This window comes from Alicyclobacillus mali NBRC 102425 (assembly GCF_001570745.1).
In the GTDB taxonomy this organism is placed as follows: Bacteria; Bacillota; Bacilli; order Alicyclobacillales; family Alicyclobacillaceae; genus Alicyclobacillus; species Alicyclobacillus mali.
Map to the genome: position 1 here is coordinate 54,620 of NZ_BCSG01000014.1, position 16,505 is coordinate 71,124.

General features: G+C 65.1%; 12 protein-coding genes and 1 riboswitch. Of the genes, 2 read left to right on the forward strand and 10 right to left on the reverse strand.

All coding sequences use genetic code 11. The features are described 5' to 3' along the window. Positions 1-2 precede the first annotated feature (2 nt). The 4 genes from uca to AMA01_RS06190 are packed head-to-tail and all read right to left on the reverse strand — an operon-like array spanning position 3 to position 6,525. Positions 3-3,608 (reverse strand): urea carboxylase, encoded by a 3,606-nt coding sequence (gene uca, locus AMA01_RS06175; RefSeq protein ID WP_067848951.1) that lies wholly within the window; start codon positions 3,606-3,608, stop codon positions 3-5. Between the two features lie 33 nt (positions 3,609-3,641). Further along, positions 3,642-4,295 (reverse strand): urea amidolyase associated protein UAAP2, encoded by a 654-nt coding sequence (locus tag AMA01_RS06180; protein ID WP_067848954.1) that lies wholly within the window; start codon positions 4,293-4,295, stop codon positions 3,642-3,644. Between the two features lie 15 nt (positions 4,296-4,310). Then, a complete protein-coding gene (locus AMA01_RS06185; RefSeq protein ID WP_067848957.1) occupies positions 4,311-5,045 on the reverse strand; it encodes an urea amidolyase associated protein UAAP1 in 735 nt (244 codons plus the stop codon). Positions 5,046-5,097: 52 nt separating this feature from the next. After that, a complete protein-coding gene (locus tag AMA01_RS06190; protein ID WP_067848960.1) occupies positions 5,098-6,525 on the reverse strand; it encodes an APC family permease in 1,428 nt (475 codons plus the stop codon). A gap of 86 nt (positions 6,526-6,611) precedes the next feature. Beyond that, positions 6,612-6,714, reverse strand: a riboswitch (guanidine-I (ykkC/yxkD leader). A 176-nt stretch (positions 6,715-6,890) separates the two neighbouring features. On the opposite strand from AMA01_RS06190, the gene AMA01_RS06195 reads away from it, so the two are divergent. After that, entirely contained in the window at positions 6,891-7,502 is a 612-nt protein-coding gene (locus AMA01_RS06195; RefSeq protein WP_067848980.1) for a flavin reductase family protein, read from the forward strand. Between the two features lie 55 nt (positions 7,503-7,557). Here AMA01_RS06195 and AMA01_RS06200 read toward each other — a convergent pair whose 3' ends face one another. The 4 genes from AMA01_RS06200 to AMA01_RS06215 form a co-directional block, all read right to left on the reverse strand. Further along, entirely contained in the window at positions 7,558-8,571 is a 1,014-nt protein-coding gene (locus AMA01_RS06200; protein ID WP_067848963.1) for an LLM class flavin-dependent oxidoreductase, read from the reverse strand. An 84-nt stretch (positions 8,572-8,655) separates the two neighbouring features. Next, positions 8,656-10,944: a 5-methyltetrahydropteroyltriglutamate--homocysteine S-methyltransferase gene (metE, locus tag AMA01_RS06205; RefSeq protein ID WP_067848966.1), complete on the reverse strand. Its 2,289-nt coding sequence runs from the start codon at positions 10,942-10,944 to the stop codon at positions 8,656-8,658. 186 nt (positions 10,945-11,130) lie between these two features. Beyond that, on the reverse strand, positions 11,131-12,792 hold the full coding sequence (locus AMA01_RS06210) for a S53 family peptidase (protein ID WP_067848983.1): 1,662 nt from the start codon (positions 12,790-12,792) through the stop codon (positions 11,131-11,133). Between the two features lie 180 nt (positions 12,793-12,972). Beyond that, the gene (locus AMA01_RS06215) at positions 12,973-13,560 is read right to left on the reverse strand and encodes a class I SAM-dependent methyltransferase (RefSeq protein WP_067848969.1); all 588 of its coding nucleotides are present in this window, start codon (positions 13,558-13,560) and stop codon (positions 12,973-12,975) included. 149 nt (positions 13,561-13,709) lie between these two features. Here AMA01_RS06215 and AMA01_RS06220 point away from each other — a divergent pair, with 149 nt between their 5' ends. Then, positions 13,710-14,042, forward strand: a complete 333-nt coding sequence (locus AMA01_RS06220) for a lipopolysaccharide assembly protein LapA domain-containing protein (protein WP_067848972.1) — start codon at positions 13,710-13,712, stop codon at positions 14,040-14,042. Between the two features lie 26 nt (positions 14,043-14,068). On the opposite strand, the gene AMA01_RS06225 is transcribed toward AMA01_RS06220, so the two are convergent. Then, positions 14,069-15,127, reverse strand: coding sequence for a hypothetical protein (locus AMA01_RS06225; RefSeq protein WP_067848974.1), 1,059 nt, complete (start codon positions 15,125-15,127; stop codon positions 14,069-14,071). Beyond that, a partial coding sequence (locus tag AMA01_RS13900; RefSeq protein ID WP_067848986.1) for a hypothetical protein occupies positions 15,114-16,505 on the reverse strand: 1,392 nt, incomplete at its 5' end. The genes AMA01_RS13900 and AMA01_RS06225, both read right to left, overlap by 14 nt.

Consider the following 16,505-nt stretch of genomic DNA (forward strand, 5'->3'; position numbering starts at 1 on the left):
GCTCAAGCCGACACCTCCTCAATGCCCACAATCGGCCCGCCGGGCCGGAGCTCCTGACCCGGGCGCACGTGCACCGTGCGGACGACGCCCGCGCAAGTGGCCTCCACCGGAAACTCCATCTTCATGCTCTCGATCACGGCGATGGTATCGCCCGGCCGAATGGTTTGCCCGGGCTGGACGTGCACCTTCCACACACTTCCCGGCATCTGCGCCCGGAGCACCGTGAGGCCGTCCTCCTCAGGCTCCTCTTCCTCGACCACGCCCTCGCTCGTGTACGCGGCAAGCCCCATGGCCTTCCACCGCTCCAACTCCTCGTGAAACGCCTGCTTTTGCCGCGCCTTGAAACCCGCCGCGTCGTCTCGAATCTGGTCGAGGAACGCAAGATATGCGCCGAGATCGAACTCCGTCTCTCGAATCTCGATGTCGTAGCGGCCGCGCACGAACTTCTTGCGCATCTCCTCGAGCTCCTCCGGCGTGACCGGGTAGAACTCGACCTGATCGAAGAAATGCAACAGCCACGGCTTCCCGTCCCGGAACGATCTGGTCTGCCGGAACGTGTTCCAAATCTGCAGCGTGCGGCCAAACAGCTGATACCCGCCCGGGCTCTCCATGCCGTAGATGCACATGTACGATCCGCCGATGCCGACCGCGTTCTCGGGCGTCCACGTGCGCGCCGGGTTGTACTTCGTCGTGACCAGGCGGTGCCTGGGATCGACCGGCGTGGCGGCAGGCGCGCCCAGGTACACGTCGCCGAGCCCCAGCACCAGGTATTTGGCCTCAAAGACGATCCGCTGCACATCTTCGATCCGCTCGAGCCCGTTCACCCGCCGCATGAATTCGATATTGCTCGGGCACCAAGGCGCGTCGGGGCGGACGTTCTTCTGGTACCGCTCAATCGCGAGCTGCACGGACGGATCGTCGAAGGAAAGGGGCATGCGCACAATGCGCGACGGCACCCTGGCGGTCGACAGATCCGGCACGCGGGCGTCGAGGCGGAGGACGCGGCGCGCCACCTCTTCGCTCGTCATGCGGGAGCGGTCGAAGTGGATCTGCAGAGATCGGATGCCTGGCGTCAGGTCGATCCACGGGATGTCGCCGGCGCTGCGAATGGCCTCCATGAGCAGGTGCACCTGGAACCGATAACGCAAGTCGAGTTCCATGTCGCCGAATTCGACGAGGACGTACTCGTCCCCTGCGGCGCGGACGCAGACGGGAAATGCGTGCCCCTCGGATTCGCGCGCGAGGTACGCGGCTTCGGCCGCCTCCGCGAAGGACGAAAACGGCATCTCAGGAAGTGGAAGTTGATACGCCTTCCCGAATTGGGCGGGTTGTTGGAGGCATCGCGCCTGCATGGCGTCGAGTTCGCGCGCCTGCGCCAGGCTCACGAGGCGGAACCGCACCGTGTCGCCAGGGCGAAGCTGTCCGATTTTCCACATCTCCGCCGCGGGCGCGGTGACGGGACAGACAAAGCCCCCGAGGCTCGGGCCGTCCTGGCCCAAAAGGACGGCGAGATCGCCCGTGAGGTTGAGCGACCCGATGGCGTACGGGTTGTCGTGCAGGTTGGACGGGTGAAGGCCGGCGTCGCCGCCGTCCTCGCGCGCCCACACGGGCGCCGGTCCGCTCAGCCGAATGCCCGTGCGCGAGCTGTTGAAGTGGACGGTCCAGTCGGTGGACGTGAGCATCTCCAGATACGACGGAGGCAAAAACTCGGGCGTGCAGTGCGGCCCGGGCACCACGCCCAGCTCCCAGATGCGCCCGAAGGACGGAGGCTCCACGCCTTCGTCCGCCACCTCGCCCGCCGCGGGCGAGATGCCCACCACGTCTCCGGCGATGAGCGCTCGACCTCCATGCCCGCCAAACCCGCCGAGCGCAAACGTCGAAGCGCTGCCGAGCACAGGGGCCACGTCGAACCCGCCTTGCACACACAGATACGCGCGCAGCCCTTCGGTGGACTCCCCGAAGCGCAGGACCTGTCCCCGGCGAACAAACACTGGGCGATAGCGCGGCACCGGTTGGCCCTCGAGCTCTGCGCGCATGTCCGCGCCGGTCAGGCAGATCCAGACGTCGTCTCGAAACGCGTACGATCCGCCCCGGAGCGTCAACTCGAGCGCAGGCGCGCCTTCCGGGTTGCCGAGCAGGCGGTTGCCGATGCGCATGGACAGCGCGTCCATTGGCCCCGACGGAGGCACGCCGACGTCCCACAGGCCGAGCCGCCCTGGAAGGTCTTGAATCGTCGTCTGCAGGCCGCCGTCCAGTACCTCCAGCGCGCGCTCCGGCGCCTCAAATCCCTCCAGCCACTTGGTATACACGCCGCCCGACGCGAACGCGTCCGAGTCCGCGATGGCGCGCAGGTAGCGGAGGTTGTTCTGCAGACCGTACACCCGCGCCTCGGCGAGCGCGTCGCGCAGCGCCTGCACCGCCGCATCGCGCGAAGCTCCGCGCACGATGATCTTCGCGAGCAGCGGATCGTAATAGGGGCTCACCGTCACGCCCTTGTCGATCCACGTCTCCACGCGCACGCCACCGGGCCACACCACGCCGTCCACCCTGCCGGCGCATGGGCGAAACTCGCGGCCCGGATCCTCCGCGTACACGCGCACCTGGATGCTGTGGCCCGAGGGCGCAGGCAGTCGCGCCCCCAGGTCTGTGAGCTCCCCCGCCGCCTCCCGGATCATCCACTCGACGAGATCGATCCCGTACACCTCTTCCGTGACGCCGTGTTCGACCTGCAGGCGGGTGTTGACCTCGAGAAAGTAGAATGACGCGGACGACGGATCGTACAAAAACTCGACGGTTCCGGCGCTCCGATAGCCCACGGCGCGCGCCACGGACAGCGCCGCCTCGTGCAGGCGCCGGCGCGTCTCATTGGAGAGCACGTGCGCCGGGCACTCCTCCACCACCTTTTGGTTGCGCCGCTGCAGCGTGCAGTCGCGTTCGCCGATGGCCACGAGCTCGCCCTGGCGATTGCCGAAGATCTGGACCTCGATGTGGCGGGCGCGCGGCACGTACTTCTCCACAAACACGCCGTCGTCGCGGAAGTGCTGACCCGCCAGTCGCCGAACGCTCTCGAAGGCGTCCGCGAGCGCGTCTTCGCGCTCCACCACGCGCATGCCGATGCCTCCGCCGCCCGCCGTGCTCTTCAGGATGACGGGATAGCCTATGTCGGTGCACACGCGGCGGAGTTCTTCAAGGTCGCGGACGAGATCGGTCCCCGGCAAGAGCGGAACCCCCGCCCGCCGCGCCACGTCGCGCGCGACGTGTTTGTAGCCGAACTTCTCAATCTGCTCGGGATCCGGCCCGATAAACACCAGCCCGCGCTCCGCGCACTGCCGGGCAAACGCCGCGTTTTCGCTCAGAAAGCCGTAGCCGGGGTGAATGGCGTCCGCGCCCGACCGAACTGCCGCGTCGAGGATCTTCTCTGCGTTGACATACGAGTCGTGCACCGGCCCCTCGCCAATCCAGAGGGCCTCATCGGCGAGATCGACGTGCAGGCTGTCCTCGTCCGCCGTGGTGTACACGGCCACCGATGCAATGCCCATCTTCTTGAGCGTGCGTATGATGCGGACCGCGATGGCGCCGCGGTTGGCGATCAACACTTTGCGAAACATCGGCATCCCCCTAGCTGACCGAATGGACTCCACTCAGACCCCGCGCCGCCAGATGACAATCTCGACCGGCGTGGGGTTGTATGCGTTGCATGGGTTGTTGAGTTGCGGGCAGTTGCTCATGAGCACAATGACCCGGCTCATTGCCTCCATCTCCACGTAGCGGCCCGGGCCCGAGATGCCGTCCGCGAACTCCAGCCCGCCGTCGGGCGTCACTGGGACGTTCATGAAGAAGTTCACGTTCGGGGCAAGATCGCGCTTCGCGAGGCGCGGCTCGTGCATGGCAATCTGCAGCATGAAGGTGTCGCGGCAGTTGTGCATGTGCACCTTGTCGTGGCCGTAGCGCACGGTGTTGCTCTGGGCCGAACACGCGCCGCCCAGCGTGTCGTGCCGGCCGCAGGTGTCTTCGACAATCCGCACGAGCGGCCGTCCGGACTCGGTGAGGAGCACAGACCCAGTGGTGAGGTAGATGTTGCCCTGCGCCGCGATGGTCTTCGCAGCGCTGTAGTGGTCATAGGGGCGGTCCGCGTCAAAAAACAGCGTGTCGACGGCCTGGTTGCCCTCGAGATCCACAATGCGCAGCACGTCGCCCGGCTGGAGCGTGCACATGAACCCTTCTCCACTGGGCAGGACCAGGCGGGTGTCGGCTGCGACCAGGTCGCGATCGCGATCAAACGCAAGAGATGGCATATACATCCTCCTTGTTCAGCGCAAGAGCGCGTATTGCCACACGGTGTTTTCCATCGCTCTGCGCGCCTCGTCCGTCTTGAGGCGCGGATCGCGCGGATCCGTCGGTTCGTCCTGGTAGACCGAGAGGGTGAGCGGCACGGACGGATACGGCCTGCGCGGGTCGAGCGGATGCGGCGTGTTGCTCACAATGGCGATCACGTCCATCTCCATGCGCAGCCCGATTTCGCTTCCCTTCGGGGCAAACTCCGAGACGAAGTGCATACGGCCGGATTCGTCACACCACACCTTGGAGAACAGGTTCACGGGAGGGACGAGATCGCCCGCGTCCAAGCCGTTTCGCACGAGCTCCTTTACGGCGTTTTCGTAGCCGGAGCGGAGCATGGCGTTGCGATGGCGCTGGAAGTTGGTCTCGCCATAGCGCCGGTCGACGTCCGCCCTCGTCTGCACGCCGGAGAGCGGATCGTGCCAGCCGACCGTGTCGTGCACGACGGTCGCCATCGCGCGCCCCTCGTCGCTCATCAGCACGTCGTACAGCGAGATCTTCGCCGTGTGCTGGGCCTTAAGCGTGTCGGGCACGTTCAGGCGCTCCGCGGGATGATCGGCGCGGTAGAGCCACAGGGCGGCGTTCGCGCCGGAGCCTTCGGCGCGCACCACGAGGCGCTTGCCGCGGCCGATGCGCATGGACCAGCGGCCGCCCGTTGGGATGGAGAGCGTGTAGAGGGGCGTGAACGACGAAAGAGCCATGGACATGTCTAGAAGACCTCCTTCGTGAATTGGCTGGACTGTGGGACTCGGACTCGCGTCAGCCGCTGACGGCGTCCTCCTGCCATTCGGCCTCGCCGTCCGCAGCCTGGCGCGATCGCCAAACCCAGCGCGACAGCGCGTAGCACGCGAGGGAAGCCGCCGCGAGCACGGCCTCGCCGAGCAGGTATTGCGCCTCCTGCGTGACGATGGCGAAGGCGGTGAACAAGGTCACCACTACGGGCGCGATGGGCCATGCAGGCATTCGATAGGGACGGGGGTCATGCCGGAACTTCACCCGGCTCCAGATGGCGGCCAGGCCGATGAAGAAGTACACGACGGTCGTGACCGTGCCGGAGAAGATGATGAGCCAGTTCAATTGGCTCATGAATAGGAGCACGGCGGTCGGCAGCCCAAGCAGGAGCACACAGAGCCCTGGCGCCTTGAAGCGGTTCACCTGTCCCACGCGGCGATTGGCCCATCGCCACCACAGGCCGTCGCGCCCGGTGGTGTAAAACACGCGTCCGAAGTACATGAAGTAGACCAGCATGGAGTTGAACAGCGCGATGCACACCCCGATATCCAGAACAATCCGGAAATTCGGGCCGAGGGACGATTCGACCGCGTAGATGACGGGACTCGCGGCGCCGAAGAACGCCTTCAAGTTGGGCGCGGTGACCACGGCCGAGGTGAGCGGGACGACAATGGCAATGGCGGCCGTCGTGGCAGCGGTGATGACGGCGCGCGCAAGTTTTTTCGGCCCGCCCACCAGTTCCTCAGCAAACCCGAGCGTCGCGTCGTAACCGTTGATGATGTTAAAGGCCGGCGCGAGACTCGCCGCCATCATCGCGACGGTCACGGGCCGCAGTGCGCTGCCATCCAGATACACAGGGTGAAACGTCACCGCCCAGAGCGACTGATGCGGGTGGACCCAGGCAGCCACCGTGACCGTCGACAGCACGAGCAGCTCCACGAACACCATCGCCATGGTCACGTACGCGCCGAGTTCCACGCGGACGACGCCAATCGCCACGGCGACCGCCACGGAGACGAGCGCAATCATCGGCTCCGACAGCGGCACATGAGGAAACAGGTCCTTGACGAACTGGCCAATGCCAAGCGCGATGCTCGCCGGCAGGATGACGCCCTGAATCAGGTAATTGAACAGGGTCACGAAGGCGAGGGGCGCCGGGAGAACGAAGCGGACGAGCGAGTACATGCCGCCCGCCACCGGGAACATGGACCCCAGTTCCGCGAGGCACATGGAGATGAGAATGACGACGACGCCCAGAATGACGTCCGCCCCGATGGCAAAGGTGCCGCCGATGGAAAACACGCCGGACGTCAGGAGCAAGACCGCCATCGTCGGCGAAACGTTGGCGATGGCGAGCCCCACCACGTCGCGCAAGCTGAGTTTCCGGCTCAACTGCTGTCGATAGCCCAGATGTTCCAGGCGCGCGGCCTCGACAAAAGCCACGGAATCCTCCACAGGAAGCCCTCCTCGCATATGTGAGTTTTTCTTTCATATCGTCGACTCAAGGGACGAAAAAAGGGACAAAAACCCAAGAAAGCAGGACCTCCCGGGCTTTTATCCCTCCGTGCGGCTCTCGACCCCTCGAGAGCTGGCCTCTCTCGGACCAGACCCGGTCTTGCCGGCGGAACCCTAGAGACCTCGTGTCACTATCTATATCACGATCTCTCGGAAACTTCAACAGATTCGGCGTGACTTTCAGAAATATTGTTAAGTAAACTTACGTAAGCAGATCTGAAATCGCTTTCTTCGATGTGCATGTACCCATACGGGTATTTGACTTTCGCCGGACGACAGGGCAAGCTGGGAGAGAGGTGATGCACGTGCTGTCACGCAATCCAGAGGAGATGACGCCGCTCGAGTGCTACAAGTTCCTCATTGGCACCGTGATACCGCGGCCCATCGCGTTTGTGACGACGCTCTCGCAGGACGGCGTGCTGAACGCGGCTCCGTTCAGCTTTTTCAACGTCGTCACGTCCGATCCGCCCATGATCTCCGTTTCTGTTCAGCGCCAGGGTGGAAAGCCGAAGGATACATCGCGCAATGCCATGGATCGAGGCGCGTTCGTCGTCCACATCGTGAGCGAGCCATACACCGAACCCATCAATCAAACGGCGGCGTCGCTGCCACCGGATCAGAGCGAAGTGGAACTGGCCGGGCTCACGCCCGTCGCAAGCGAGGTCATCGAAGTCCCTGGGGTGCGCGAGGCGCGCGTGCGGATGGAGTGCGTTCTGGAACAGGCACTCCCCCTGGGAGGGCGCGGTGGCGTGCCGGCCTGCGACCTGCTCATCGGCCGCGTCGTCCGCTTTCATATCGATGAATCGCTGTATCACGAAGGGCGCATTGACCCGCATCAACTGGCGCCCGTCGCCCGGCTCGCGGGCAACGACTACAGCCTGCTCGGCCGCGTGTTCACGCTTGAGCGGCCCAAGTGAGCGGTTCGCCCAGATACGAAAAGGCCCGGGCTCCTGAGCAGGAACCCGGGCCTTTTCACGCCCGCATGACGTCCGCGACGATCTCGAAGGACTGCAAGCGAGCGGCGTGATCGTAAATCTGAGAAGTGATGATGACCTCGTCCGCCTGCGTCGCCTCGACGAACGCGCGGAGGCGATTGCGCACCGTGTCCGGCCCGCCGACGATGGCGAGGCGCCCGCGCGTCTGAAGGACCTGCCACTCGTACGGCGAGCACAGATCCTGCACGCGCTCCACAGGCGGCTTGAGGCGCGACGGCTTGCCGCGGATGAGCGAAAGCTGCTGAAGCTGCGAGGAAGTCGCGAGAAAGCGCGCTTCCTCGTCCGTCGGCGCCGCCACCACCGCCGCGCCGACCATCGCGTACGGCTCCTTCAGCCATTGCGAAGGGCGGAAGTTCGCCCGGTACGTCTCGAGGGCAATCATCAGGTAATCTGGCGCGAAGTGGCTCGCGTACGCGAACGGCAGGCCGAGTTCCGCCGCGAACCGCGCGCTGAAGTCGCTTGAGCCCAAGAGCCAGATGGGGATGTCCATCCCTTCGCCGGGCACGGCGTGCACCCGGCGCGCCTCGTCCTCCGGCGGATGGAAATAGCGCATAAGCTCCGCGAGCCGCTCCGGAAAATCGTGCCCGTGGCGGTCCGGATTGCCGCCGAGCGCGCGGATGGTCGGAGCGTCGGTGCCCGGCGCCCGGCCGAGGCCGAGATCGATCCGGCCGGGAAACATCGACGCGAGCGTCCCGAACTGCTCCGCCACCACGAGCGGCGCGTGGTTCGGGAGCATGACCCCGCCCGAGCCGACGCGAATCGTCCGCGTGTGCTGCGCCAGATACGCAATCACGACGGCCGTGGCGGAACTCGCGATGCCCGGCATGCTGTGGTGCTCCGCCACCCAGAATCGCCGGTAGCCGAGCCGCTCCGCGTGCTGTGCCAGTGCCGCGCTCCTTTGAAACGCCTCCGCAGGCGTGCTTCCTTCCGTGATGGGGACGAGATCGAGCACGGACAGCGCCGTCTCGCCCTTGGTCAAACCCCAGTCCATTGAGCAGGCCTCCTCCCGGTTCCAGGCGGGCACAATCGGCCCAACGCCATTATACCCCCGGAGGCAGGCGCCGCCGAAACGGCGTCAGCTGACAGGCTGAGACAAGCTTGCGCGCATGCGCTGTGCCGCGTCCACCATGTTTCGCAGCGCGGCCGCGGTCTCCGGCTCACCGCGCGTCTTCAGACCGCAGTCCGGGTTCACCCACAGCTGCTCGGGGCGAATCACGCTCGCCGCCTTGCGCAACAGTTCCACCATCTCGTCGACCGATGGCACGCGCGGGCTGTGGATGTCGTACACGCCCGGGCCGATGTCGTTCTCGTAGCGGAAGTGTTCGAACGCCTTCAGGAGCTCCATGTGCGATCTCGACGTCTCAATCGAGATGACGTCCGCATCCATGGCCTGAATGGCCGGCATGATGTCGTTGAACTCCGCGTAACACATGTGCGTGTGAATCTGCGTCTCGTCGCGCACGCCAGACGACGCAATGCGGAAGCACTCCACGGCCCAGCCGAGATACGCTTCCCAGTCCGCGCGCCGCAGCGGCAATCCCTCGCGTAGCGCGGGCTCGTCAATCTGGATCATGCCGATGCCCGCCGCCTCCAGATCCAGCACTTCGTCACGAATGGCGAGCGCAATTTGCCGGCACGTCTCCGCGCGCGGAATATCGTCGCGCACGAACGACCACTGCAAAATGGTCACCGGACCCGTGAGCATGCCCTTCACGGGCTTTTCGGTGAGTGACTGCGCGTACGTGCTCCAGCGGACCGTCATCGGCTCGGGCCGCGCCACGTCACCGTAGATGATGGGCGGCTTCACGCAGCGGGAACCGTAGCTCTGCACCCACCCGTGCTTCGTGAACACGAAGCCGTCGAGCATCTCGCCGAAGTACTCGACCATGTCCGTCCGCTCGAACTCCCCGTGCACGAGCACGTCGAGCCCGATGTCCTCCTGAATGTCGATCCACCGCCGGATTTCGCTCCGCAGGTACGCCTCGTACTCGTCGGTCGTCCACTCGCCCTTGCGCCACTTTGCGCGGGCGTCTCGCACCGCCTGCGTCTGTGGGAACGAGCCGATGGTCGTGGTGGGCAGAAGCGGGAGCTTGAACCGCGCCGCCTGCTTTTCCTTTCTCGCCGCGTGCGGGGACTGGCGGTCGAGTTTCCAGGTCTTGACCTCGTCGAGCCGCGCGCGCACGTCCTCGCGATTCAACCGCGCCGACGCGCGCCTGGACGCGAGCAGTTCGCGATTGGCCTCGAGTTGCGCCCCCACGGCCGACCGCCCTTCGTCAAGCGCCTGCTTCAGTAGCGCGATCTCGTCCAACTTCTGCAGCGCGAACGCGAGCCACGACTTGATCTCCGGATCCATGTCCGTCTCGAGTTCCACGTCCCACGGCACATGCAGGAGCGAACAGGAGGGCGCAATCATCACGTGCTCCGCGCCAGCCAGGTGCACGCCCTGCTCCAGGTGCGCGAAGGCCGCGTCGAGATCGGCCCGCCAGACGTTGCGCCCGTCGATCACGCCGAGCGACAGGCGCCGCCCCTTCGGCCAGCCGAGAGCGTGAACCTGCTGTAAGACATCTGCGGCGCGGACGAGATCCAGGTGCAAGCCCTCGACGGGAAGCTCCAGCGCTGTGGACAGATTGTCGCCGGGCGAGCCAAAGTACGTCGCCACGAGGATACTCGGGCGAGCGGCCTTCGCCAGCGCGGCGTATGCGTCCACAAACGCCTGGCGCTCGGCGTCGGTGAGGTCCAGCACGAGCGCGGGCTCGTCCAGCTGCACCCACGCGGCCCCCGCCTCGTGCAGAGACGCGAGCCACGCCTCATACGCCGGGATGAGGTTGGGGAGAAGGGACAGCGGATCGACCTCCCCGCCCACCACCTTGGCGAGCTTGAGGAAAGTGATGGGACCCACGAGCTGAGGCACCGTCTCGATGCCCAGCGCCTTCGCCTCCAGATATTCGTTGAGCGGTTTGTTCACGCCCAGGGCGAATACCTGATCAGGCTCGAGTTCGGGGACCAGGTAGTGATAGTTGGTATCGAACCACTTCGTCATCTCGAGCGCGGTGGCATCCTGCGTACCGCGCGCCATGGCAAAATATTGTTGAAGCGATCCCGACGGCAATGCGCGGAACCGCTCGGGAACGGCCTGAAACAAACACGCTGCATCCAGGACGTGATCGTAGAAGGAAAAGTCGTTCGCGACGATCCACTCGACGCCGCGGTCCTTCTGCACCTGCCAGCGCAGTTTTCGAAGTTCCGCAGCGCGGGACGTGAGCTCGTCCTCCCCAATTTTGCCCTGCCAAAACTGTTCCACCATCCGCTTGAGCTCGCGGCGAGGCCCCATGCGGGGAAATCCGATTGAGGCGGTGATGGTCAAGTTGCTCTCTCCTCCTTCGCAGAATCAAAGTGGCGACGTGGTTGGCAACAGGCCCTGATACACACAAGCGGCGCCCGGATGCTCGTCCGGGCGTCGCCATGTGCCGACGCCATCTCTACGTGGCGCTACTATAGCATCGCTTGCAAACTTTCGCAATTGTATTCCTTGCCTGAAGCGACGCGCCCGTCACGGCTGAGGCGCTTCGCCGCTTGGCGCGAGCGCCTGCAGCAGCTGGACCCCGATGGGGCTGCCGAGCCCGGTGCACGGATCCCACCCGGGCCCCGCCTGATAGATCCTGGCCCGATTGGCGATGTCGTTGTTGCCCTCGGTGATGTCGTGAAACACTTGTTTTTCCGGAAGCTGATACAGCGTCGGGTTGAGATAGCCCACCGACTTGCCGAGCTTCTGGTTGATGCGCGCCAGCAAGGCTGCGAAAAGCGGCGCCACGGCGCTCGTCCCGCCGATGACCGTGGTTTCGCCGTCGATCACGACCTCGTAACCCGTGGTCGGGTCGGCGTTGCCGGCCACATCCGGCACGCCGCGGCCGCTGCCCGCGCCCGGATTCGCCGAAGGGGGAACGTTCGCGTTCTCCTGCCACGAGGGGAGCGGAAAGATGCGGCTCACGCCGCCGCCCGTCGATCCGCCGTCCGGGCCGTCGTTCCAGACGGTCTCTTGCTCGATGCGGTCCCCGCTCGCCACGAGCCGCGTTCCGCCGCAGGCCAGAACGTACGGCGACGCCGCGGGAAAATCGACGTGGTACAGGCCGTCCTGCTCGCCGTCCGTCGATCCACTGTCGCCCGCCGCGGCGAGGACGGTCACGCCGAGCGCGGCCGCGTCCAGGAACGCGCGGTTCATCGCCGCGATGGACGCCGACGCCCAACTGTCCTCAGGGCCACCCCAGCTGATGGACACGATGGACGGCTTGTGCGTCGGATCGTGAACCGCAGTCGTGATGGCGTCGAGGAAGCCGGCGTCCGTGTTCGGCGCGAAGTACACGGCGATCTTGGCGCCCGGCGCGAGCGCACCCGCCACCTCGATGTCGAGCTCGACCTCGCCGTCCGGGCCGTTCGGATCGCCCGTGGGCTGATTGGTAGCGCCGTCCACCGACACGCTCACCACCTGCGGCGCGGGCACGCCAAGCGACGCGAAGTACTGTGCGAGAGATGTCTCGTCGTAGCCGCCGCCGAGCTCTATAAGCGCGATACATTGCCCTGAGCCATCGAGCCCGCCCGGGAACTGATACGCCTTTGCGACGTCGAGCGGCGTGTACGCGGCGGGCGGCGCGGACTGCGATCTCGCCTCAAACTCGCCCTCGGCGCGCCTCCGCAGCCGAAAGTGCGGTCGCGCCACCGGGCGCGTGTCAAGCCCCAGCACGGCTTCCACCAGCGGAGCCACCGACTCGGGCAGCGTCACCTCGCCCGCATAGCTGCGATAAGCGCCATTCGGGTGATCGAACCAACGCAGTTCGACGCCGAATGCTCGGCGAATCGCCTCGGGCGGGCCGATCAACACCGCTGTGCCCGCCGCCTGATGGGTGCGCTCGACCGTGAGGCCGTGATCGTCCGCGAATCGGCGGAGCGCGGCTAGGTCGTCGAGCGAGGCGCCGTGCTTCTCTGCGAATGCCTCGCGCGTTACGTGCGCACGCTCGTGCGGCTTCTGGGAAGCAAGGCGCTCAACATGCGTTTCGAGCTCGCTTGTCCCCGATCGCCGGAGCACCACCGTCACCGAGACGCGCTCGTCCGCGGCGAGCGGCCCCTTGTCGACCGAGCCCGGCAGCGGCGTCCGGGCATGGTGCGCCAGCACAGTGCGCCGCTCCCCCTGCGCCCACGGCTTCTCCATCTCACTCATCGCCTTCCACTCCATTCTCCATGGCGTGATTCGTTTGGCACGAAGGGCTTCAGGCTTCGCTGTCCTCAGTATAGCACGGCTGGAGGAAAAGTTGTGGATTTTACGCAAGATTTAGGCATCTGTGGTCAACCGCGCGGAGCCTTGGTCCCCCAAGCCTCTCGCGTACATGCCACGGGCTGCTCACGGCGTTGACACACGGCCGGGTCGCTCCACCAAGATTCCGTAATGAACATCGTTCGGAAAGATGCGATGAAGGATGTCAAAACCAGCCGAGCGAAGCGCCGCCTCAGACACATCAAGCGCCAGACGCTCCTCGACAGGCGGCCCCATGTCCATTGGGCGTTTGTCCCATTCCAGCAGGAGGAATTTGCCGCCCGGGCGCAGCACGCGATGCACCTCGCGGAGCGCCGCCGCTTGGTCGGGCACTTCGTGGAGGACAAAGGCCATGAGGGCGCGATCGACCGACTCATCGGGCAACGGCAGCTGATCGGCCGTCGCTTCGACGACCTGCACATGGTCCAGTCCCGCCTGGCGCGCTCGCTCGCTCAGCATGGCGAGCATCTCCGGCGACAAATCGACAGCGTACACCGTCCCCTGCGTGCGGCGAGCCATCGGCAGGGCAAAGAAGCCGGGCCCAGCGCCGATGTCGATCACGTCCTCCTGTCCATGCACCTCCATCGCGTCGATGATCCGGTCCGGCGGCAGCAGTCGCTCGCGCTCTTCATTCACAAGGCGCATAGCGTGCTGAGGCCGAAACACATGAGGCATGCGAGTTCCTCCCTCCGCGGCGTCGCGCAATCGAGCCTAGCGTCGTTGTGTACCTTGAGCGTCGCGCACACCGCGTCATTTGTCAAGTTCTACATGCCCTGTTGCCCCGGATGGTATACTGGCAGTAACTCGTGAGGAGGTGCGCTTTCGTGCGGTGGAAGGTGCTTGGAGCGGTCGTATTCGCGGTTCTCATCGTCATCTTCACGCTCGCCAATTCGACGGATGTCTCGGTCAACTTCGTGTTCACCCAGGCGCGCGTCAACCTGGTGCTCGTCATCCTCCTGTCCGTGCTGCTCGGCATGATCCTCATGGCCATCCTCTGGTCCATCCACGCCTGGCGCCTGCGCGGCGAAATCCGCGCACGCGAACGAACAATTGCCGAACTCGAGTCGAACGTGGCACTCCTAGGCACTCCGGACAATGCCAACGGCGGCGCGGAACAGGACAGCGCGGCGTCCAAACCGGAACCACCTCATCCGTGAAGGGGGACACGCGCTGCCCGAAGGTCTCACGACTCGTACGTAAGCTCCTGCCCTGCCCAGAGCGTCACATCGCCGCCCGTCTCTTTGCCGTCCATCACGATCGACAGGTGACCGCTCGCCTCGCCCGCCTGCGCGGACACGGGCAACACCACGTCTCCGCCCTTCGGGCGATACGTGTGACCCTTCCACAAGACTTCCGCGCGCGCGGGGAGGCCGCGCAGAAGGACACCGCCTGCTTGCACCGCGGCGAACCGCCGGTACTGCACCGCGTACGGCGTGTTCTTTTCCTGAACCTCCAGGTACGCGTCGAACGGCGGCGCAATCTGCATGTGGAGCGCGCTTGACGCGAACACCTCCTCACCGTTGATCCAGGCGCGGTATGCCGTGGACCCATCCGTCCAAATCACCAGGTGATACATCCCATTTTCGGGTTGAACCGCGCTCTCCGGGATCTTTTTCAGAATCACGCTGTGCGCGTCTTTCTCGTATCCGTAGGCGTAGCCAATCTCCCACGTTGAACGAAGATGACCGCGGACGCGCGTCGTCACGAGCGACACGAACACGTAATTGATGAGCCCCGTCTGATCCGTCGTCGCCGTCTGAACGGCAAACACCAACTCTCCCACGCCAGACGTCACTGCGGGCGGAGAAACGGCCCACGTGTGCGCGTACCATCCTGCGGGAAACGGATCCCTCGTCGTGAGGAAGTAGCCGCGGAAGTCCGGCGTGGCGGATCGCACACCCACCGTCAGCAACCCGCCGCGCACGCGCACGAAACCGAGTTTCGCGCCCGCACTGCCGTTCGCCTCCCACTGATAATAGGGGGGCAGGAGCCACGAGGTCGAGCTCTGGATCTGGTGCGGCGCCTGCGAGTCCTGATCGAACTCCGTAACCACCGGTGCGGCAATGGGAACGAGCGATCCGGCCGGACCGCGAAGGAGCGGCGCCGTGGTCTGCGGGCGCCGCTCAATCCACGCGCCCCATGCGGCGACCGCGATCGCGATGACCAGCATGATCGCCAAAAAGACGCGCTCCAAGGGGCGATAGTGCAATCGCCCGCTGCGCGAAGTCTCAATAGCTGGCATACAGTTGCAGATCTCCCCTCCGCGCGGTTCGAATGCCCACGATGACCGTCACCGCGGCAAACACACAGATGGCGGTCACCATACCAAAGACGGCGTAGGCGTCGCTGCCATTCACCGTCATGGCCGCCACCAGGCCGCCGCAGAGCGTGCCGGCCCACACCGCGAGTGCAGACGCGAAACGCACGCCCCAGAAGAACAGGAACTGGCTCGCGAACAGCCCGACGGGCAGTACGCCGTACGTGAGGGCCGCGAGATGCAGCGCCCATTGATACGGCGGACCGGCCACCAGAATCGGCGCAATGAGCGTGGCCGGCAGGTGCAAAAGGACCGGCGGCGCCGCGAGCCCCACCGCAATGCCAATGACGGCAAGCAGCGCGACGCGCGTAATGAAGAAGCGAAGCAGCGTGCGATGAAATCCTTCGCTCTCCGTGACACGATAGCGCATCATCCACCCGAGGAACCGATCCGAGAGCTCGGTCATGAAGTAGAACACAAACCCCATCATGGGAAACAGCTCGAGCGTGGCAAGATCTGTCGTCAGTTCGTACGTCGGCGGATAGACGTAATGATGCACGCCCTGCAGCGCGCCATAGTGCACGCCCGCCACAATGCGGTCCACAAACAGCATGCAAAAGTAACCCATCCCGTACAGCGCATACGGCCAGAGTTGACGCCACACCGGCAGAAACCTTGGAATCTGCACGCGGATGGGGGCGCGGCGCACGGCGCGATCGTGCGGGCCATCGCCGATTTCCTCGGGAAGGAGCCTGCGAAGCTGGCGCCGTGATCGCAGCACTGCGTATGAGTACACGCCGATGAGCGCGCCTGCGCCAGCAATCACCAATCCAAGGATCTGCGCCTGTTGAACGGCCTGGCCGAAATACGCGCCGCTGTTCACGCGCTCGATGTTCCAGATGGCGAACCAGGTGATGACGAGCGCGATGGCTGTGGTCACGGCGAGCCCTAGGATGCGCCGCAGGAGATAGAGCGGCGCCAGCGCAATCTGAAACAGGTAGATGGCGAGTGCATATTCGAGAAAGAGATTTCCGTACGCTGGGCCGTATGCCGGCGCAATGGCGAATCGGAAGACGAGCGCAATGACGAGCGCGGACACGGCTGACCCATGCACAATGGCGCGCGTCGCAATCCAGCGGAAGAGGATCCAGTTGTTCTGACCCAGGTAAAACAGCGCGCGCAAAGCGAACACCTGCGAGACGGCGCCAGCGCACACCGTTGCCGTGAAAAACGCGAGGCTGACCGCCGTAGCGACCTCCTGCGAGGCGGAGAGCGACGACCAAAGCGCCACGCGCGTGATGAAGAGCATCAACACGCTCATCATCCACGGCGCCGTGTAGCCGACCCCGCGGAAATACTGTTC